Raw genomic sequence first — 18,886 nt, 5'->3', positions numbered from 1 at the left:
CGATGGAAAGCAATCCGTTTGTTCAGAAAATGTTGGGCTATGGCGAGCAAGGCTGGGAACTGGCGCTTAGCTGGCTGACAAGCCCTGCGGCCTGGTCTCAGTTTGCCTTATTGGTAGTCGCTTTTGGATTGGCGTGGCTTCTAAGCCGACGCATCAACAATGCGCTTCGGGGTTTACTTACCCCGGCAGAGGACGCCGACGGACTCATCGCCACCGCACGCCGCTTCGTTCTTCGTTTCTTACCACTGATGCTCCCGCTGCTAGCCTATGCGTTCACGGCGGTCGGTGAACAAGTCGTGCGTTCACTCTTCGACAGCGGAGCAGTGATCGCCTTCGGCAAACGGGTTTTCCTGTTTCTCGCAGCGCGTAGGCTTGTCCACCGCATTATATCCGACCCGTTCCTGAAACTGCTTGGCAAGTTTATTCTTATCCCCGTAGCAGCGCTTTACGCTGTTGATCTTCTGGACACGGCAACCACAGCGTTGTCCGAGTTTCGGGTTGGTCTTGGGAATATCTCATTCTCGCTGATGTCGCTGGTGCGAGGATTGATCGCAGGCTCGTTGCTATTCTGGCTGGGGCGCTGGTCGAACGATCAAAGCGCCGCGATGATTAGCAAGCAAAAAGAGCTGCGACCGGCGACCCGCCAACTGGCGGTAAAAACTGTCGAGATCATAATTTTTGGCGCCGCGTTCCTGCTCTTGATGAACATTATGGGGATCAGCCTTGGCAGCCTCGCCGTGTTGGGTGGTGCCATTGGTGTTGGTCTTGGTTTCGGCCTTCAAAAGATCGCCTCCAACTTCATATCCGGTGTCATCTTGTTGCTGGAAGGTCAGGCGACTGTTGGCGACTTTGTCGAGCTTGATGGCGGTGAGGCTGGCACAATCGTCAAGATGACTGCGCGCGCGATTATTCTGGAAACCTATGACGGGCGATGGATTGTTGTTCCGAACGAGGACTTCATCGTAACCCGCGTGATCAACTACTCCGATCAAGGTTCTGCAAACAGATACGAGGCCGAGTTCTCGGTGTCCTACGATACCGACATCAACACAGTCCCGGCGATTGTAGAGGCTGCCGTGCAGGGTCATCCCGATGTGCTTGCGGAACCATATCCTGCCGACTGTGAGCTTCGTGGCTTTGGTGATAGCGGAATAGATTTCTCGGTGGAGTTCTGGGTGAACGGCATTGACGACGGGCGGCACAAATATACGTCTGATGTGTTGTTCCTCATCTGGAACGCGCTGAAAGACAACGGCATTCAAATTCCGTATCCGCACCGTGTTATCGAGTTCAAAGGCGAGATGCCCAAGTGAGCGAGGCTCTCGTTATCGGGGCTGGACCGGCTGGTCTGATGGCGGCAGAGATGCTGGCGGATGCGGGGCACTCGGTCACCATTGCGGAGCAAAAACCCTCCGTGGGGCGCAAGTTTCTGATGGCGGGGAAATCAGGTCTAAACCTTACAAAGGATGAACCCGATGATATCTTCTTCAAGGCCTTTAAAGCTGACTGGCTTCTACCTGCACTTAGGGAATTCGGCCCCGTCGAAGTCATGGCTTGGGCGGAAGATTTGGACCAACAGATATTTACCGGATCAACTGGGAGAGTATTTCCCAAGGCAATGAAAGCCTCCCCTTTGTTGCGGGCATGGCTCGGCCGTTTGGTCAATAAAGACGTGACGATAAAGACTCGTTGGCAGTGGGCCGGGTGGAATGGTGACGCTTGCCTTTTCCAAACTCCCGACGGTCCAGTTGAACTTGCACCATCAGTCACTGTTTTAGCGATGGGCGGGGCATCTTGGCGGAAATTGGGTTCGGACGGGGCGTGGGCGAAGCAGTTCGAGGTGTCTGATCTAAATCCATTCAAGCCCGCCAACATGGGCTTTGTGGTGGAATGGTCATCGCACATGAATGACCATCTTGGGTCGCCGTTGAAGAACGTCGCGTTCGGGGTAGGTGGCCCGACAATACGGGGCGAAGCAGTCATATCTGCGAAGGGACTCGAAGGTGGTGGCATTTATGCCGTTTCGGCGGCGGTGCGCGACGGCGCGGCTTTGACGATAGATCTGCTGCCTGATCTGTCCCTAGAGGAAGTCGGCAAGCGACTAAAACGCAGGCGCGGCAAAGACAGCTGGTCTAATCACATGCGCAAAAATTTGAAGCTGGAGCCCGTGAAACTTGCCCTGTTGCAAGAATTTGCGCGGCCCCTGCCTGATGATCCCATCGAATTATCCGCCGTCATCAAAGCACTCCGCGTCCGTCACAACGGGCCGCGGCCAATGGATGAGGCAATTTCGACTGCTGGCGGGTTGGCTGAGGAGACTCTCGACAGAAAACTTATGTTGCGCGCACGTCCGGGCGTTTTTGCCGCTGGTGAAATGCTGGATTGGGAAGCGCCAACCGGTGGCTACCTTCTCACCGGATGTCTGGCGACAGGACGTTGGGCGGGTATGGCCGCCGCCGACTATGCGTCGCGCCCGTCTGCAAACAATAAATCTTAGCACTAGATCAAAAGCACGGTCAGTCGGCACGAGCCGTTTTATAGGCGGGCCGCTTGTGAATACGGGAAAGGTACTCTTTCAAACGCGTTTGCGAGATGCCGAACTTCGCGCCAATCGCCCAATCAAGGCAGTGTGCTAGTACGATATCTGCGATGGTGAATTCGTCTCCCATCAGGAAGGGCCCATCACCCATTTGAGCGACCAATGTGGCTTCCGAGCGGGCGAACTCCCATTTCAAAGAGTCTTTAACTTCTGGCACGCGTTTCTCTTCGGGAAGTATGAAACTGTGCCGCGCAGCTGTCCACAACACAGCGTCAAATTCGTCGAGGATCATATTGGTAAATCCATCCTGACGTGCGCGGCCCAAAGACCCTGCCTTGAGCGTCAGCCCATTATGCTTGTCGGCAAGAAATGTGATGATCGCTGTGCTGTCTGTCAGCGTTGCGCCATCTGCGATCAAGGCAGGAACCTTGCCGGACGGATTGTATTCCATTGCCTCGTCAGATCGGGGTGCCGCCTGAAGTTGCGTGAAGGGCAGTCCCAACTCCTCCAAGGCCCATTTCACTCGAAATGTGCGTGTCTTGGTCAACCCGATCAGCGTATACATTCAGTCGTCCTTATCTTCGGTTCATCATAGCAAGCCGGATCAGGGCGCGCTCCATCAGTGCCATTTGGGGCGCGGTACTGGCGGATCGAAGCTGCAGGTCGGTATCGGTGAGCAAGCGCAGCGCTGTTTCGAGTTTGTAAGTGCCCCACGCGCGCGCCTGACGCAGCATACGATCTTTGCGTTTGTAGGGAACAGGTGGTCGGGCTCGGGCGATACCGGCGTCCGGGCCTTTGGGATCGCTTGCCGCCAAATGCAGTTTGCGGAAATGCTGCGTCGCACCGATGCAGAGCCGCACGGCGGCAACACCCTGCGCTTCCAGCTTGGTCAGGATCGGGCCGATTTCCTGAAAGCGCCCTTCCGCGACGATATCCAGCGCATCATCAAGCGATGCCTCGGATGTTGCGGGGGCGCAGTTTGTGATGTCGTCAGATGTAACGGGCGTGGTGTCGCCATGTTTATAAAGGGACAGCTTTTCGACGGTTTGACGGAAATCACCCGGCTCGAGAACACGCCCAAGGTCCATCAAATCGCCCATCGCATCGGGTGGAATGTCGGTTACACCCGCCTTACGAAGCTCTGCTTCAATTTCATCGCGGCCGGGCGGATCGGCATAGATTGCCGCCGCATAGGCGTTGTTGTGGGCTTCAAACATCTTGCGCAAGGCAGAGCGCGGGGTGAGCTGTCCGCATGTCACGAGGATAGTGGCATCTCCTTGCCGCCAATCCTTCAACGCTGCGTCGATGGCTTTGGCGACCGTATCAGTTGCGTCTTCGACGAATGCGACACGAGCACCGGGAAAAAAGCCCTGGGCCTTGATTGCGTCCATCAGCATTGCGGGATCTTTGCGCAAATCCGAGGACGGGATGCGCGTCAGGCGCATTTCCTCTTCGCCCTGTGGACCGACCAGCGCTGCGATAACTTCCTGTCGGCGCATAGCGATGCGCATGGCGTCGGGGCCATAGATCAAAAGGCCAGCACGGGTCGGGTCAGGTTTGGCGAAGAACGCGCGGGCGTCTTTCGGGGCAAGTTTCATGTCAGAATTTGCCGGAGTTGATCAGCAGATCTGTAGTGATTTTATCGGCAAGCGCGGTCATCAACCGTTCGCTGGCGTCGCGCTTTGCTGCAAGTGTCGCGACCGGTTGCGCAGACGCAGAATATGCGGTGAACGTGTTCACCGTGCCTTTGTAGACCTGTTCATCCGAACCCAGATTGCGCAACACATAGACGGCAATTCCCAACACATTGTATCGTGTAATGTCATTAGAACCGGAAATGGCGAGACCCTTTTCTTCGACCTTGAGTGTCACACTCATGCCGTAAACAGGGGCTTGCGCGCGGCCCAACCGTTTTTCCAGCTGAGCAACCAGATTGAAGCTGTCTTGCGTGGTCGGCTCGTCAACAAGGATTGAGCCACGCAGCCCTTCAGCGCTGCCGCCCGTGCCATAGACCGGTTCGAACCCGCACGCGGCGAGGGCTGGCAGAGCAAGAATCAGGAAGCGGCGGTTAAATGACGACATTGACGATACGGCCCGGCACAACGATGAGTTTCTTCGGCTCGCGTCCTTCGAGAGCCTTCACCACAGCATCATGCGCCAGCGCCAGCTTTTCAACCTCTTCCTTCGAGGCCTCCGCGCTCACGTCGATTTCGCCGCGCCGTTTGCCGTTGATCTGGATTGGCATGGTGATGGTGTCTTGCACCAACAGCGCCTCGTCAGCTTCGGGCCAAGGGGCGTTGGCGATCAGGCCTTCGCCGCCGAGATGCGCCCAGATTTCCTCTGACAAGTGAGGCGTCATGGGGGACATGAGCTGCGCGAGGGTCTTCACCGCTTTGCGTTTTGCGCCTGCTCCGGCCTTGGATTTCGAGATGGTGTTGGCGAACTCGTAGAGCTTGGCGACGGACTTATTGAACCCGAAAGTCTCAATGCCCAGCGTGACTTCGCGGATGGCTTGCGCCGTGGCGCGTTCCAGATCGGTGTCGGTATCGTCGCCGTCACCCAGCTCCGCAGCCAAGCGCCAGACGCGGCCAAGGAATTTCCACGCGGCCTCGGCGCCGGACGCGGTCCATTCCACATCGCGCTCGGGAGGCGAGTCGGAGAGCACGAACCAACGCGCCGTATCCGCGCCGTATTGGTCGATGATGTCCACGGGATCGACGACGTTCTTTTTGGACTTCGACATTTTGGCGGAGGGGATGATTTCAACCGTGTCGCGCCGCTGTTCGGCTATGCCTTTAATCTTGAGCATCGAATAAAGCGAAGACATTGAAACCACGTCGTCTGGGTCAATTTTCGCCCCTTGAACATCGACTGACAAGAGGGCATTTTTCTGACCATCAAGATCGGTGAATTCTATGACATCTTCGGGCAGGTGATATATTCGCCGCCCATTGCTATCGTAGGTTTGGTAGATCGCGTGTGTCACCATGCCTTGTGTAAACAACGCGTTGAACGGCTCTTTGGCAGACGCTGGCAGGTGGCCTGTTTCGTGCATGGCTCGCGCAAAGAAGCGGGAATAGAGCAGATGCAGGATCGCGTGCTCGATGCCGCCGATATACTGATCGACGTTCATCCAGTATTCCGCATCGGCCATATCGGTCGGCGTGCTCGCGTGGGGCGAGGTGAAGCGCGCGTAATACCAAGAGCTGTCCACGAAGGTGTCCATCGTGTCAGTTTCGCGCTTGGCGGCTTTGCCGCAAGACGGGCAGGGCGTGTCGCGCCACGTCGGGTGGCGGTCGAGCGGGTTGCCGGGGATGTCGAAGGTCACATCGTCGGGCAACTTGATGGGCAGGTTCTCTTTCTTCTCCGGCACCACGCCGCAGTCTTCGCAGTGGACGACAGGGATCGGGCAGCCCCAATAGCGTTGGCGCGAAAGGCCCCAATCGCGCAGGCGGTATTTGGTGACGCCTTGGCCCCAGCCGGCTTTCTCGACAAAGTCGATGGTTGCGTCGATAGCCTCTTCGCCTGTCGCCACATCCAATCCGGCGAAATGGTCGACCCATTTCACGGTGTCGGTTTTTGGCGGCACGAAGGCTTCGGTCGTGACCGGAGTTTGATCGTCCAGCGCAAAAAACGTGTCGATTACCGGCAAGCCATACTTGCGGCAGAAATCCAGATCGCGCTGGTCGTGGGCGGGGCAGGCGAAGATCGCGCCGGTGCCGTAGTCCATCAGGATGAAGTTGGCGACCCAGACCGGCAGCTCCCAGTCAGGGTTCAGCGGATGCTTGACCTTCAGGCCCGTGTCATAGCCGATTTTCTCACCTGTCTCCAAAGCCTCCGCCGTGGTTCCACCTTTGCGACACTCTGCGATGAACGCGGCAGCTTTGGGGTCGGAGGCCTCAAGTTCCTTCGCCAAAGGATGGTCAGGCGAGATACCGATGAAACTGGCACCCATCAACGTGTCGGGGCGGGTGGTGTAGACCTCGATTGCTTCGCCACCGTCGGTCCGCTCGAAAGCGAACTGCAAGCCGCGCGACTTACCGATCCAGTTCGCCTGCATCAGCTTAACCTTGTCGGGCCAGTTGTCGAGGCCGTCCAGCGCGGACAGCAATTCCTCAGACCAATCGCTGATCTTGAAGAACCATTGCGTCAACTCGCGCCGCTCCACCGGCGCGTCGGAGCGCCAGCCCTTGCCGTCGATTACCTGCTCGTTGGCAAGCACGGTCATGTCCACGGGGTCCCAGTTCACCGTTGCGTTCTTGCGGTAGACCAGACCTTTTTCCATGAAGTCGATGAACATGGCCTGCTGTTGCCCGTAATATTCCGGATCGCAGGTGGCGAATTCGCGGGTCCAGTCGATGGACAGGCCCAGCGGCTTCATCTGGTCGCGCATCGCTGCGATGTTGCCGTAGGTCCATTCCTTGGGGTGCCCGCCGATCGCCATTGCGGCGTTTTCTGCAGGCATCCCGAAGGCGTCCCAGCCCATAGGGTGCAAGACAGAGAAGCCGCAAGACGACTTATACCGCGCGATGACGTCGCCCATTGTATAGTTGCGCACGTGCCCGATGTGGATGCGGCCCGACGGGTAGGGGAACATCTCAAGGACGTAGTATTTCTCTTTCGCATCATCGCGTGTGGCGAGGAAGGTCTGGGCGTCGTCCCAAGCCTTTTGCCATTTGGGTTCTACGGTGCGGGCGTTGTAGCGGGACATTTGGTCTTCCTAGGATACGAAAAGCGCCGGGCGATGAGGCCCGGCGCATGTAATAGGGGTGCAACTGGACTTGGTCCAGAGGCTAGAGTTTGCCGTCAGCAATGCGAAGCTGGCGGGCGCGGGTAAGGATCGCATCTTCGACGGCGCGCGCGGTTTGGGTCGACACAGCGCTACCACCAGCACCTTGCAGCGAAACGCGTAGGGAACGGGCATCAAGCGCCGGATCAGTGATATAGACGGTCGCACGATACGCGCGGCCACCGCCTTGCGGGCGCCCGTAGCCAAGCGCGATGGTGCCCGTGAACGGGTCGGCTGCTTCCACCGGCATGAAGTTCAAAACGTCCAATGACGCCTTCCACAGGTACTTGTTCACCTTCAATGTGACGCTGGGATCATCATTGTTAACAAACAAGTCGGACAAGCGACTGCCTTTTTTGACGGCATTGGCGCGCGCCGCGCTGTCATAATCGCGGGAGAAGCCGTTGGCATCATTCTCGCGACGCTCGTTCTTTCCTTTGCCAAAGATGCCGCTACCGCCACAGGCTGACAGCGACAGGACTAGGGCGCAGGTTGTGGTCCATTTAAGGAAACGGGTGCTCACCATGAATAAATGCTCTCGGCCTGTTGTTTTCCCTGTCATATCGGAGGCAGCGTGGTGGAACAAGAAAGAATACCTAAACACATGTCCAAGCCGAAAATGGGACTGTGGCGCAGTTGCATCAATTTGAGCGGTAAACCTCTACATCGGGCGAGGCAGCTTGAATTGAGGGGCCGTCCGTAAGAAACAGGCTGGGACTCAGTTCGGATTCCCTGAATTGAGGTGCACCTAATAGTATTTAACTCTCGAGGGAAAACGATGAAAAAAGTTCTCTTCGCATCCACTGCATTGGTCGCCTTTGGTGGCGCAGCAGTTGCTGATGTCGCCCTGTCCGGCCGCGCCGAAATGGGTATCTTCACACAGAACACAGCGTTCAGCGGTAACACCAACACTGGCGCTCAGTTCTTCACCGACATCGACGTGACATTCACCATGTCCGGCGAAACAGACAACGGCCTGACATTCGGCGCGTCTGTTGATCTGGACGAAGGCGGCGCATCTGCCCCTATCGTAACCAATCCAGGTGGCGCTCCAGTTCCTGCACTTGCCCTTCCTGGCGCAACTCAGAACAACTCTGACGATGGCGGCGCAACAATCTTCATCTCCGGCGGCTTCGGCACCGTGACGATGGGTGACACCGACGGCGCTCTGGACTGGGCACTGACTGAAGCTGGCAACGTGGGCAACCCAGGTTCCTTGGCTGATGACGAAACTTCGCACGCTGGCTACCTTGGTGCATACCTTGACGGCGGCAACGACGGTCAAATCCTGCGTTGGGATTACACCTCGGGTGCCTTCGGTGTTGCAATCTCCTTGGAAGACGACAACGGCTCCAAGGCTGTTAACACAGGCGTCGGTTACGCAATCGGTTTCAAATACGCTCTGGACCTGTCCGGCACGACTGTTAACTTCGGTATCGGTCACCAGCGCGCAGCTGACGGCGCTGGCGTAACACCAGACGCGAAAGCAACCGGTGTGTCCGTGTCCGCAACATTCGCAAACGGCCTGTCCGCTGGCGTAACTTACACCGACATGTCCAACATCGCAGTAGACAAGCACTACTCCATCGGTCTGGGCTACACGACTGGCGCGTTCTCCGTGCACGCCAACTACGGTAAGTTCGACGGCGTCGCAGCTGGTGCAGAAGCAAAAGGCTTCGGTCTTGCAGCAGCTTACGACCTTGGCGGCGGTGCAGTTGTGCACTTCGGCTACGGTTCGGGCAAAACTTCGACTGCCGCTCCGACACAGAAAACAATGTCCTTGGGTCTGGGCCTGAGCTTCTAAGCTCACCCTACAAGCGACTGATTATAGAAGGCGGGCCATTTGGCCCGCCTTTTTTTGTTCACAGTGCTGTTGCAAAAAAGCGCCTAATCCGCCTCTATTGTTTCTGGAGGCTTCAACCGAGCCTCATTTTCTTTTAGTTAAGTTCAGGAAATACACGTGCCGAATCTTTGGCACATTAACTCAAGAGGCATATTGTCATGAAAAAGATCCTGATCGCATCCACCGCGCTGGTTTCCACTGCTGGTTTGGCTGCTGCTGATGTCGCCCTGTCCGGCCGTGCCGAAATGGGTATTTACCAGTATAACGCTGCATTTGGTGGCCCAAACAACGGTGGCCCACAATTCTTCACCGACATCGACGTGACATTCACCATGTCCGGCGAAACAGACAACGGCCTGACATTCGGCGCGTCTGTTGATCTGGACGAAGGCGGCGCATCTGCCCCTATCGTAACCAATCCAGGTGGCGCTCCAGTTCCTGCACTTGCCCTTCCTGGCGCAACTCAGAACAACTCTGACGATGGCGGCGCAACAATCTTCATCTCCGGCGGCTTCGGCACCGTGACGATGGGTGACACCGACGGCGCTCTGGACTGGGCACTGACTGAAGCTGGCAACGTGGGCAACCCGGGTTCCTTGGCTGATGACGAAACTTCGCACGCTGGCTACGTAGGCGCATACCTTGACGGTGCTAACGACGGTCAAATCCTGCGTTGGGATTACACCTCGGGTGCCTTCGGTGTTGCAATCTCCTTGGAAGACGACAACGGCTCCAAGGCTGCTAACACAGGCGTAGGCTACGCAATCGGTTTCAAATACGCTCTGGACCTGTCCGGCACGACAGTTAACTTCGGTTTGGGTCACCAGAAAGCAGCTGATGGCGCTCCTGGCACACCAAACGATATCAAAGCGACTGGTGTTTCGGTTGACGCAACCTTTGCAAACGGCCTGTCTGCCGGCATCGTATACGCTGACTGGAGCTCGGTTGGCGCAGCTGGCCCCGACAGCAACATCGGCGTTGGCCTCGGCTACACCACTGGTGCCCTGTCGATGCATGCCAACTACGGTGAAGTTAAGTTTAACGGCGGCGGCAAAGCAAAAGGCTTCGGTCTTGCAGCAGCTTACGACCTTGGCGGCGGTGCAGTTGTGCACTTCGGTTACGGTTCGGGCAAAACTTCGACAGCCGCTCCGACTGGAAAATCGGCATCGCTGGGTCTGGGCCTGAGCTTCTAAGCTTACCCAAACTTACAGAATTAGAGAGAGCGGGCTTCGGCCCGCTCTTTTCTTTTGTGAAGGTCTATGTTGGAAAAGGGTGAGCAAAACCGCAGGAGTCGCCGATGTCGCTAACAGATATAAAGAACCGTATCGCAACGGCGGAAACACGCTTCGGGCGTACCGAAGGCAGCACTAGCTTGATCGCAGTCTCCAAGGTTCAACCGAATGATCGCGTCGAGTTCGTCCTCAAGGAAGGGCACCGGATATTTGGCGAAAACCGTGTGCAAGAAGCCGCTGGGAAATGGCCAGAGTTTCGCAACAGCTATGATGGGATCGAGCTTCACTTACTGGGGCCGCTCCAAACAAATAAGACGCGGCAGGCGATGGAGTTGTTCGACTACTTCCACACGTTAGACCGGCTGAAGCTGGCCAAGCGCATCGCCGTTATGCGGGACGAGCTAGGGCGCTGCCCCAAGTTGTTCATTCAAGTGAATACTGGAAATGAAGCCCAAAAGGCAGGTATTTCGCCTGAAGAAACAGATAGTTTTGTTGAAGAATGTCGGGCGCTGGATCTTCCAGTGATTGGTTTGATGTGCATCCCCCCGGTCGACGAGGAACCGTCTGAACATTTCGCGCTTCTGAATAGTTTGGCCGAGCGCAATGGATTGGCGGAACTCAGCATGGGGATGAGCAGTGATTTCGAATGCGCAATAGAGCAAGGCGCGACCTTTGTGCGCGTGGGGTCGGCAATCTTTGGCGAGCGTGTCGCGCCTAAGGCTTGACGATTATACGGCAGCCAAAGTCGATCCGCTGCGCAATCCAAAGCAAATTTTCAGCCGAAAACGCCACGCACCCTTCAGTAGGGTGCCGAGGTTTGCGCCAGCGGTGAATGAAGATCGCAGAACCTTTGCCGGGAACCGCTACTGGGTAGTTCCAATCGGTCAAAAACACCAAATCGTATAGGCGGTCGGCGCGATGCAGGCGCTCATGGCTTGCGGAATAGGGTTCACGAACCATTTGATTATAAGACGGATCAGTTGGATCGTCAGACCATAGATCCATCGGCCCAATTGGCTTAGCCCACGGAACTGGTGGTTGCAGACGGTCGGGGCGATACAACATCCCCACAATCCGGTGGCTGCCGACAGGCGTCGCTCCGTCACCTTCTCGCTTGTCTCTCGATATGCCACCTTTGCCGATGCTACACCGAAAATCCCGCCCCATGAAACGAGCACGCCATCGCGTCACCACGAGGTTCGTAGGGCTCACAGCAAATGCCCCGATTTCGCCGCCTTGGTGGCGAGGTAAGCGGTGTTGTGGCGGGTTTCGCCAACCTTTAGAGGGACGCGCTCAACGACCTCCAATCCGTTGGCCGCCAGCATCGCGAGTTTGGCCGGGTTGTTGGTCAGCAATTTTACCCTGCTGAACCCCATGGATTTCAGAATGCCTGCGCCGATCCGGAAATCGCGCTCATCGTCTTCAAAACCAAGTCTGTGATTGGCTTCTACAGTGTCAAAGCCCTGATCTTGCAAGGAGTAGGCGCGCATTTTGTTTGCTAGCCCGATCCCACGGCCTTCTTGGTTGAGGTAGAGCAACACCCCTTGTCCCTCAGATCCCATTTGCGCCAAAGCGCCGCGCAGTTGCGGCCCGCAATCGCATTTTAGCGATCCCAGTAGATCGCCAGTAAAACACGCCGAATGAAGTCTGGTCAGGACAGGCTCAGACCGCGAGGGCATGCCGATTTCGATTGCATAGTGCTCTTCTCCGCCATCCTCTGGGCGAAAAACATGCAGGCGCCCGGCTTCGCTAACCTCAAGGGGGAGCCGCGCGCTGACTAAAGGGTGCAAGGGGCTGACAGTCGCAGAGACGCAAGCCAAGGCATCGGCATCAAGCAAGGTAAGGCTGTGTTGTGCCGCGTAGTCCACCGGCGCATCTAAATGCGCGACTACAACGGCGGGCAGCAAGCGCGCGTCCTTTGCGAGTTGGATGGCAAGGCGCGCGTCATCGGCGTTTCCGTCGCGCAACGTTTGAAGTGGCCCCTTCATTGGTGCGTTCAAATCGTCGGCGGGATCGGCAATCGCCGCAATCCAGTCCACCGGCGCGTCGGATGGCACAACGATCCGTGCAAGGTCAGTGTCATAGGCGCGGGCTTTCAAAGTACGGGCGCGCCAGTCAGTAATGGCGAGGGCCAGAGGCATTCCCGCGATCTGCAAAGCCTTCAGTCGCTTGTCGCTCAGCGTTTCCGCCGCAAGGACAAGGGATGATCCGATGATGACAGGAACGCCCATCCGCAGGTCGGCACGGGCACGGGCTGTCAGCTCAATTATGTCAGGTGCGAGTGTCATGGGCTCGATCTTGTAACAAAGTCAGCCCACTTCTACGCGAAAAGAATGAAAGTTGAAACAAAACACCCCGATTGCGACACGAGGCTGTGAATAACGGCGGCGTGAGTTGTTTCCTTTGCTGTCAGGCCACATCTTGTACCTAACAACAAAGGACATTGACCAATGGCAACACTGAAGAAAATCCTGCTGGTAGACGATGACGAGGACCTACGCGAAGCGCTGTCCGAGCAGTTGATCATGACCGAAGATTTCGACGTGTTCGAGGCTGGCAACGGCGCCGACGCGATGCAAAAAGCGAAAGAAGCGATCTATGACCTAGTGGTTCTTGATGTTGGCTTGCCGGATACCGACGGGCGCGAGCTCTGCCGGTTGATGCGCAAACAGGGTGTGAAATGCCCCGTGTTGATGCTGACAGGGCATGACAGTGATGCAGATACCATTCTGGGTCTTGATGCTGGTGCAAATGACTACGTGTCCAAACCGTTCAAGTTTCCGGTACTTTTGGCCCGCATTCGCGCTCAGTTGCGTCAGCACGAACAGTCCGAGGATGCGGTGTTCCAACTTGGGCCATACACCTTCAAACCTGCGATGAAGATGCTGATCACTGAGGATGAAAAGAAAATCCGTCTTACAGAAAAAGAGACGAATATTTTGAAGTTCCTCTATCGCTCGACCGATGGCGTGGTGGCGCGCGATGTGCTGTTGCACGAGGTTTGGGGCTATAACGCGGGTGTGACGACACACACGTTGGAGACGCATATTTACCGGTTGCGTCAAAAAATAGAACCAGACCCGTCAAATGCGCGCCTTCTTGTGACCGAATCTGGTGGTTATAAATTGAATTCATGAGGTTTGACCTCAGTCAAAGTTCCCCTGACCGCAACGGGGTTATGTTGCGGTATTCTCCCTGTTGGACTGGCCCGGGCAAATGCCCGGGCATTTTTTTACGCAGATGAGATGCTGTCATAATGCCTTTGGCAGACGAAGGCGTAGCATCCCGTATAGCGCCAAGCCTACACATACTAAGGCGCCGAAGACGTAAGGAACACGCAGCGCCGTTTCACGACCCAGTGAGCCCTCCAGCGACGATACCAATAAGCCCGCAAACAAAGCACCTAGTGGAATCGATCCCCATCCGAAGAAGCGGTAGATCGAATTAACGCGCCCGAGCAGGGCATCTGGAATGATGCGCTGACGCAAGGAAACCGTGACGACATTCCAAACGATCCCGCTGAACATTTCCAAAAATAGGGCAAGTCCCGCCAGCCATGGATTTGATGTTACAGTCAGCAGGATAAACGGGATTGGAAATATTATCAGCGCCCCGAACACGCAGATCTGGGCCCCAAACCGGCTGACCAGCTTAGGGCCAAACATCCCGCCAAAGACCCCGCCAGCAGCACCAGCCGTAAGCAACAACCCGTGACCCGCAGCGTCGAGGCCCATGATTTCTTGTGATAACAGTACCAGTATCGTAGCGCTCATCATGATTACGAAGTTCAACATTCCAAGCATCAGCGCAAGCCGTAGGATAAGCGGCTGTCCAAACATCCAATCGACGCCTTCCCTCATTTGTCGCCAGAAGCCGGAAACCTGCTGAATCCGAACATTCGGCAACATCGCGATTTGCCAGACCAGAAATGCTGCAATGCCGAACGTCGCGGCATCCAAAAGAAACGGGGCGGGAACCGCGAGGGCGATCAGCAAGCCCGCGACAGGCGGACCAACGAATTGACCCATAATCTGCTCAACGCTCCAGAGCTGGCCGTTAGCCCTTTCGAGATCACGCTTTTCAACTACGGATGGCAGGGCCGTTTGCGCGGCGTTGTCTCGCAAAACCTCGGCGCTTCCCAGTAAGAACGCAGCAGCGCATAGCCCTGCAATCAGCGGCGTCATTTGAGCTGCACCATCGTGAAGAGGCAAAGCAGGGGCGGATAGGATCAAGCCAATGACGCCCATCGTCAGAACCATGCGCAAGATATCAGCGCTGACCATCAAGCGCTGACGGTTCATCCGGTCGGTGATCACACCGGCAGGTAACGAGAACAACAGCCAAGGAAGCCTGGTGGCGGCGGCAACTGCGGAAATTAAGAACGGATCCCGGGTAATCAAAGTTGCGAGCCATGGGAACGCCAAGGCTGAAATCCCGTCACCAAGATTGGAGACGGCGGTCGCCGAAAACAGCAATCGGAAATTACGATTGGTGGCAATTAGCGACATCGGTGTTTCCTTGTGGTGCTGCCGCGAGCGTCGGACTAATCTGAAATGAAGTCAAACCGGAGAAACGCCATGTCATTCACCCTCGCCACTTGGAACATCAACTCGGTTCGTTTGCGTGAAGAGTTGGTACTCAAGCTGCTCCGCGAAGAAGCTCCGGATGTGTTGTGCCTGCAAGAGTGCAAAAGCCCGGTGGACAAGATCCCTCTCGAAGGGCTGCACGCAATTGGCTACCGTCACATGGTTGCGCGTGGTCAGAAGGGGTATAATGGCGTCGCGATCATCTCGCGTCTGCCGATTGTTGAGACTGCGGCGGAAGACTACGCCTCGCTTGGTCATGCCCGCCATGTCGCTGCGCGGCTGGAGAATGGGGTGACCATTCACAACCATTACGTCCCTGCGGGTGGTGACGTACCCGACCGCGAGGTAAACGAAAAATTTGGCCAAAAGCTCGATTACCTGAGTGAATTGCGTGATGCGTTCCATGCGGAAAAGCCCACAAAGTCCATCCTTGTGGGTGATCTGAATATCGCGCCTCGTGAGGATGACGTGTGGTCCCATAAGCAATTGCTGAAGGTTGTCAGCCACACACCGGTCGAGGTCGAGCATTTCAACGAAGTGATGGACGCAGGGGGGTGGTCTGACGTGACACGCAACGACATTCCCGAGGGCCAGCTCTATTCCTGGTGGTCTTATCGTGCCAAAGATTGGGATGCCGCTGACAAAGGCCGCCGTTTGGATCATGTCTGGGCGACCTCGGACATCGCTTCATCAGGCCACTCGTCGCGGGTGGTTCGCCATGTGCGTGGCTGGGAAAAGCCTTCCGACCATGCGCCAGTTTTTGCGACATTTGATCTTTGACCAAAGAGCGCACATATACAGGGCAACTGAGCTTAAACACCGAGGACAAAACCATGCTTGAACTAAACGTAGGCGGAATTCCCGCCGGTGGTAGCGACCTGATCAAAGACACAAGCGAAGCGACCTTTATGGTCGATGTGATCGAGGCCAGCCACGAAGTTCCCATCATCGTCGATTTTTGGGCGCCATGGTGCGGCCCATGCAAAACTCTTGGTCCAGCCCTAGAGGCAGGGGTGAAAGAGGCCAAAGGTGCCGTGAAAATGGTGAAGGTCGATGTCGACCAAAACCAGCAGATCGCCGGCCAATTGCAAATCCAGTCGATCCCTACTGTTTATGCTTTCTACAAGGGCAAGCCGATTGATGCCTTTCAGGGTGCGTTGCCAGCGAGTGAGATCAAGACATTCATCGATAAGTTGATCGCTGAATCCGACGGTGAAGTGGATGAAGGGCTTGGTGAAGCCATAGCCGCAGCCGAAGCAATGCTGGAAGAGGGTGCGGCAGTAGATGCAGCGCAGACCTTCGCGGCAATCTTGGGTGAAGAGCCGAACAATCCCGCGGCTTATGCGGGGCTGATGCGGGCACATTTGGCGATGGACGAATTGGAGCAAGCCTCGGAGCTGCTGGCCAACGCACCGGCGGAGTTGAATGGTTTGCCAGAGATTGAAGCCGTCCGCGCGCAGATTGATCTGCTGTTGCAAGCCGCTGAAACCGGTCCGGCGGCCGAACTGCAAGCCGCTCTTGATGCCAATGCTGACGACCATCAGGCAAGGTTGGACCTTGCGGTCGCCTTGCATGCCTCAGGTGACGCCCAAGGCGCGGTCGATCATTTGCTGGAGTTGTTCCGACGCGATCGCGAATGGAATGACGGGGCTGCCAAATCGCAGCTGTTCACAGTTTTTGACGCGTTGAAGGCAGATGATCCGATTGTTTTGAACGGTCGTCGTAAATTGTCGTCGATGATATTTGTCTGAGAAAGCACACGGGCTACGTCCATGCTTATGATGAAATCAGCAGACCTTCCCGACACCATTCCGGTATTTCCCTTGCCCGGTGCACTTTTGTTGCCGCGGGCGAGGTTGCCGCTCCACCTGTTTGAGCCGCGCTATCTGCAAATGTTCGAAGACGTTCTGAAAACGCCTGATAGAATGATCGGGATGGTGCAGCCGCACCGGGGACCGAAAGGCGAGGAGCAACTGCACGCCATCGGATGTGCGGGGCGTGTAACCCAGTTTTCCGAAACCGAAGATGGCCGCTACATGATCACGCTCGCCGGAATTTCGCGCTTTCGGATTACCGAAGAGGTCACGGGGTTCAATCCATATCGCAAAGCATTGGTCAGCTGGTCGGGCTTTGAGCGTGATATGGGAGCCGCGGAAGACGATCCGGATTTTGATCGTGCTGAATTCTTAAGTGCACTCGAAAGATTCTTTGATGCCCACGACTTGCGAACAGATTGGGATAGCCTAAAAGATGCGGATACCGAGTTGCTGATCAACTCTCTGTCCATGCTTTGCCCTTTCGAGCCGGAAGAAAAGCAAGCGCTGCTTGAGGCCCCTTCATTAACGACACGGCGTGAAACTCTGGTTACGCTAATCGAGTTTTCACTTAGAGGCGGGACAGCCGAGGAGACACTGCAATGACCGATCCGAGTTTTGACCGCCATATGCTTGAGGGACTGGTCTGTCCTGTGACGCAATCGACCTTGTCCTACGATGCAGAAAAACAGGAGCTGGTTTCAAAGTCGGCAAAGCTGGCTTTCCCAATCCGCGGAGGTATCCCGATAATGCTCGTCGACGAGGCGCGTAAGCTCGACTAAAGCGAACGGCCTTGCAAAAGTCGCGGTAGGTCACCGGTCAATCCGGCGGCTTCACGGATGAAATTGCGGCGCAGGGCCGGGAATGCATTTACCAAGCCCATTCCAATGTCGCGGCCAGCTCTGAGTATTGGATTGTCGTTAGAGAACAAGCCATTAAAGATGTTTGTCGCCAAGGCGAGCGTCGTCGTGTCAAACCGCCGCCATTCTTCGTAGCGAACTAAAACAGCGTCAGACCCGATGTCTTCACCACGCCTGCGGGCGTCAACAAGCACCTGCGCCAAAGCACCAACATCGCGGAGGCCGAGGTTTAACCCTTGTCCGGCAATCGGGTGGACGCCATGTGCGGCGTCTCCGACCAAAACAAGCCGTTCATCCACGATGCGGTCTGCTAATGTGAGATTTAGCGGATAGGAGAACCGCGCGCCTGCTACATGTATGTCCCCCAAGAAATCCCCGAAGGCTGGGCGTAGTGCTTCTATAAAGGCCTCGTCACTCAATTCGGAAAGTTCTGCTGCCCGTTCATGCGTTTCAGCCCAGACAATCGAGCTTCTATTGCCTGTCAAAGGCAAAATCGCCAGTGGGCCTGCAGGCATGAAGAATTGGTGCGCAATTCCGCTATGTGGCAATGCGTGCCCGATTGCCGCGACCAAGGCAGTCTGCCCATAGTCTTTAAAGCTGCGCCCGATACCAGCGCGCTCTGCCACACCGCTGCGGCGACCGTCGCACCCGACCAAAAGTCGGCTACGGACAGTTTTTCCTGATGCCAGTACTACCGTTGCGCTCGTTTGATCGACCGACTGCGCGACCACTGTTTCAGGGGTCAGGTGCGTAATGCTGCCAGTCTTGGCAATCTTCGAGAGGAACGCGCGCCTCAAGTGGCGATCTTCGACCATGAAGCCCATTGGGCCTTCTTCAATCTCAGTATGGTCGAAATGCATCCAGAAAGGCGACGGACCTTCGCCCGCCCGCCCGTCTGTCACTTTAATTTCCAGCATCGGCTGGGCGTCTTTTGCAACGTCGTCCCATAGCCCCACAGCGCTCAGCAGGCGCTTGGAGGCCAACGCGAGGGCGTAGGACCGACCGTCGAAACTGTCCCCTTGCACGGCATCAACGGCTAGGCTGTCGATCAACGTGACCGAGAGCCCGCCACTGGCCAATGCAATCGCAAGGGCGCACCCATTCAGGCCGCCACCAACAATCGAGATATCGCTGTCATAAGTCATGCCGCTCAATATGGCGGGATAGTTGGGATTGTCCATGCGCTGTGCTGCCGCTACCCTCGCGCCAAATCAGCGCAAGGA

19 protein-coding genes are annotated in these 18,886 nt (G+C 56.3%); 10 read left to right on the top strand and 9 right to left on the bottom strand.

The annotated features are described in order from the left end of the window. Positions 1 to 2: 2 nt before the first annotated feature. A complete protein-coding gene (locus BDE40_RS15905) occupies positions 3 to 1,313 on the top strand; it encodes a mechanosensitive ion channel family protein (RefSeq protein ID WP_073145572.1) in 1,311 nt (436 codons plus the stop codon). After that, positions 1,310 to 2,497: a TIGR03862 family flavoprotein gene (locus BDE40_RS15900; RefSeq protein ID WP_134016210.1), complete on the top strand. Its 1,188-nt coding sequence runs from the start codon at positions 1,310 to 1,312 to the stop codon at positions 2,495 to 2,497. The genes BDE40_RS15905 and BDE40_RS15900 overlap by 4 nt, the downstream gene beginning before the upstream one ends. 19 nt (positions 2,498 to 2,516) lie before the next feature. Here the strand turns inward: BDE40_RS15900 and BDE40_RS15895 are convergent, their stop codons facing one another. The 5 genes from BDE40_RS15895 to BDE40_RS15875 form a co-directional block, all read right to left on the bottom strand. Continuing rightward, positions 2,517 to 3,104, bottom strand: coding sequence for a glutathione S-transferase family protein (locus tag BDE40_RS15895; protein WP_134016208.1), 588 nt, complete (start codon positions 3,102 to 3,104; stop codon positions 2,517 to 2,519). 10 nt (positions 3,105 to 3,114) lie between these two features. Beyond that, on the bottom strand, positions 3,115 to 4,137 hold the full coding sequence (gene holA / locus BDE40_RS15890) for a DNA polymerase III subunit delta (protein ID WP_134016206.1): 1,023 nt from the start codon (positions 4,135 to 4,137) through the stop codon (positions 3,115 to 3,117). Between the two features lies 1 nt (position 4,138). Next, a complete protein-coding gene (lptE, locus tag BDE40_RS15885) occupies positions 4,139 to 4,621 on the bottom strand; it encodes an LPS assembly lipoprotein LptE (protein WP_134016204.1) in 483 nt (160 codons plus the stop codon). Further along, positions 4,608 to 7,250 (bottom strand): leucine--tRNA ligase, encoded by a 2,643-nt coding sequence (gene leuS, locus BDE40_RS15880; RefSeq protein WP_134016202.1) that lies wholly within the window; start codon positions 7,248 to 7,250, stop codon positions 4,608 to 4,610. The genes lptE and leuS overlap by 14 nt, the downstream gene beginning before the upstream one ends. Before the next feature lie 82 nt (positions 7,251 to 7,332). Next, positions 7,333 to 7,854, bottom strand: a complete 522-nt coding sequence (locus BDE40_RS15875; RefSeq protein ID WP_134016200.1) for a DUF3576 domain-containing protein — start codon at positions 7,852 to 7,854, stop codon at positions 7,333 to 7,335. Between the two features lie 252 nt (positions 7,855 to 8,106). On the opposite strand from BDE40_RS15875, the gene BDE40_RS15870 reads away from it, so the two are divergent. From BDE40_RS15870 to BDE40_RS15860, 3 genes are all read left to right on the top strand, one after another. Further along, positions 8,107 to 9,132 carry a porin gene (locus BDE40_RS15870; RefSeq protein ID WP_134016198.1) on the top strand — a complete coding sequence of 342 codons (1,026 nt, stop codon included), beginning with the start codon at positions 8,107 to 8,109 and terminating at the stop codon, positions 9,130 to 9,132. Positions 9,133 to 9,329: 197 nt separating this feature from the next. Beyond that, positions 9,330 to 10,364, top strand: coding sequence for a porin (locus BDE40_RS15865; protein WP_134016196.1), 1,035 nt, complete (start codon positions 9,330 to 9,332; stop codon positions 10,362 to 10,364). 104 nt (positions 10,365 to 10,468) lie between these two features. Then, entirely contained in the window at positions 10,469 to 11,128 is a 660-nt protein-coding gene (locus tag BDE40_RS15860; RefSeq protein WP_134016194.1) for a YggS family pyridoxal phosphate-dependent enzyme, read from the top strand. Here the strand turns inward: BDE40_RS15860 and BDE40_RS15855 are convergent. Together BDE40_RS15855 and ribA are read right to left on the bottom strand one after the other, a co-directional pair. Then, entirely contained in the window at positions 11,118 to 11,615 is a 498-nt protein-coding gene (locus BDE40_RS15855; RefSeq protein ID WP_134016192.1) for a L,D-transpeptidase family protein, read from the bottom strand. The genes BDE40_RS15860 and BDE40_RS15855 overlap by 11 nt on opposite strands. Continuing rightward, positions 11,612 to 12,691, bottom strand: a complete 1,080-nt coding sequence (gene ribA, locus BDE40_RS15850; protein WP_134016190.1) for a GTP cyclohydrolase II — start codon at positions 12,689 to 12,691, stop codon at positions 11,612 to 11,614. The genes BDE40_RS15855 and ribA overlap by 4 nt, the downstream gene beginning before the upstream one ends. Before the next feature lie 162 nt (positions 12,692 to 12,853). Between ribA and BDE40_RS15845 the strand changes: the two genes are divergently transcribed. Then, on the top strand, positions 12,854 to 13,540 hold the full coding sequence (locus BDE40_RS15845; RefSeq protein WP_073145600.1) for a response regulator transcription factor: 687 nt from the start codon (positions 12,854 to 12,856) through the stop codon (positions 13,538 to 13,540). Positions 13,541 to 13,654: 114 nt separating this feature from the next. Here BDE40_RS15845 and BDE40_RS15840 read toward each other — a convergent pair whose 3' ends face one another. Then, positions 13,655 to 14,911: an MFS transporter gene (locus tag BDE40_RS15840; protein ID WP_134016188.1), complete on the bottom strand. Its 1,257-nt coding sequence runs from the start codon at positions 14,909 to 14,911 to the stop codon at positions 13,655 to 13,657. Between the two features lie 69 nt (positions 14,912 to 14,980). On the opposite strand from BDE40_RS15840, the gene BDE40_RS15835 reads away from it, so the two are divergent. From BDE40_RS15835 to BDE40_RS15820, 4 genes are read left to right on the top strand one after another with little or no spacing between them, the layout of a single operon-like run. Continuing rightward, on the top strand, positions 14,981 to 15,769 hold the full coding sequence (locus BDE40_RS15835; protein ID WP_134016186.1) for an exodeoxyribonuclease III: 789 nt from the start codon (positions 14,981 to 14,983) through the stop codon (positions 15,767 to 15,769). Positions 15,770 to 15,822: 53 nt separating this feature from the next. Then, positions 15,823 to 16,740 carry a thioredoxin gene (gene trxA / locus BDE40_RS15830; protein WP_134016184.1) on the top strand — a complete coding sequence of 306 codons (918 nt, stop codon included), beginning with the start codon at positions 15,823 to 15,825 and terminating at the stop codon, positions 16,738 to 16,740. Between the two features lie 27 nt (positions 16,741 to 16,767). Further along, positions 16,768 to 17,409: an LON peptidase substrate-binding domain-containing protein gene (locus BDE40_RS15825; protein ID WP_134016182.1), complete on the top strand. Its 642-nt coding sequence runs from the start codon at positions 16,768 to 16,770 to the stop codon at positions 17,407 to 17,409. Beyond that, the gene (locus BDE40_RS15820; RefSeq protein ID WP_134016180.1) at positions 17,406 to 17,585 is read left to right on the top strand and encodes a Trm112 family protein; all 180 of its coding nucleotides are present in this window, start codon (positions 17,406 to 17,408) and stop codon (positions 17,583 to 17,585) included. The genes BDE40_RS15825 and BDE40_RS15820 overlap by 4 nt, the downstream gene beginning before the upstream one ends. On the opposite strand, the gene BDE40_RS15815 is transcribed toward BDE40_RS15820, so the two are convergent. Further along, positions 17,582 to 18,844, bottom strand: a complete 1,263-nt coding sequence (locus tag BDE40_RS15815) for a UbiH/UbiF/VisC/COQ6 family ubiquinone biosynthesis hydroxylase (protein ID WP_134016178.1) — start codon at positions 18,842 to 18,844, stop codon at positions 17,582 to 17,584. The genes BDE40_RS15820 and BDE40_RS15815 overlap by 4 nt on opposite strands. Between the last annotated feature and the right edge of the window lie 42 nt (positions 18,845 to 18,886).

Source organism: Litoreibacter halocynthiae, assembly GCF_004365635.1.
GTDB classification, from domain to species: domain Bacteria; phylum Pseudomonadota; class Alphaproteobacteria; order Rhodobacterales; family Rhodobacteraceae; genus Litoreibacter; species Litoreibacter halocynthiae.
The sequence above is the reverse complement of the archived record's forward strand: the minus strand, read 5'-3'. Positions and strand labels throughout refer to the sequence as shown.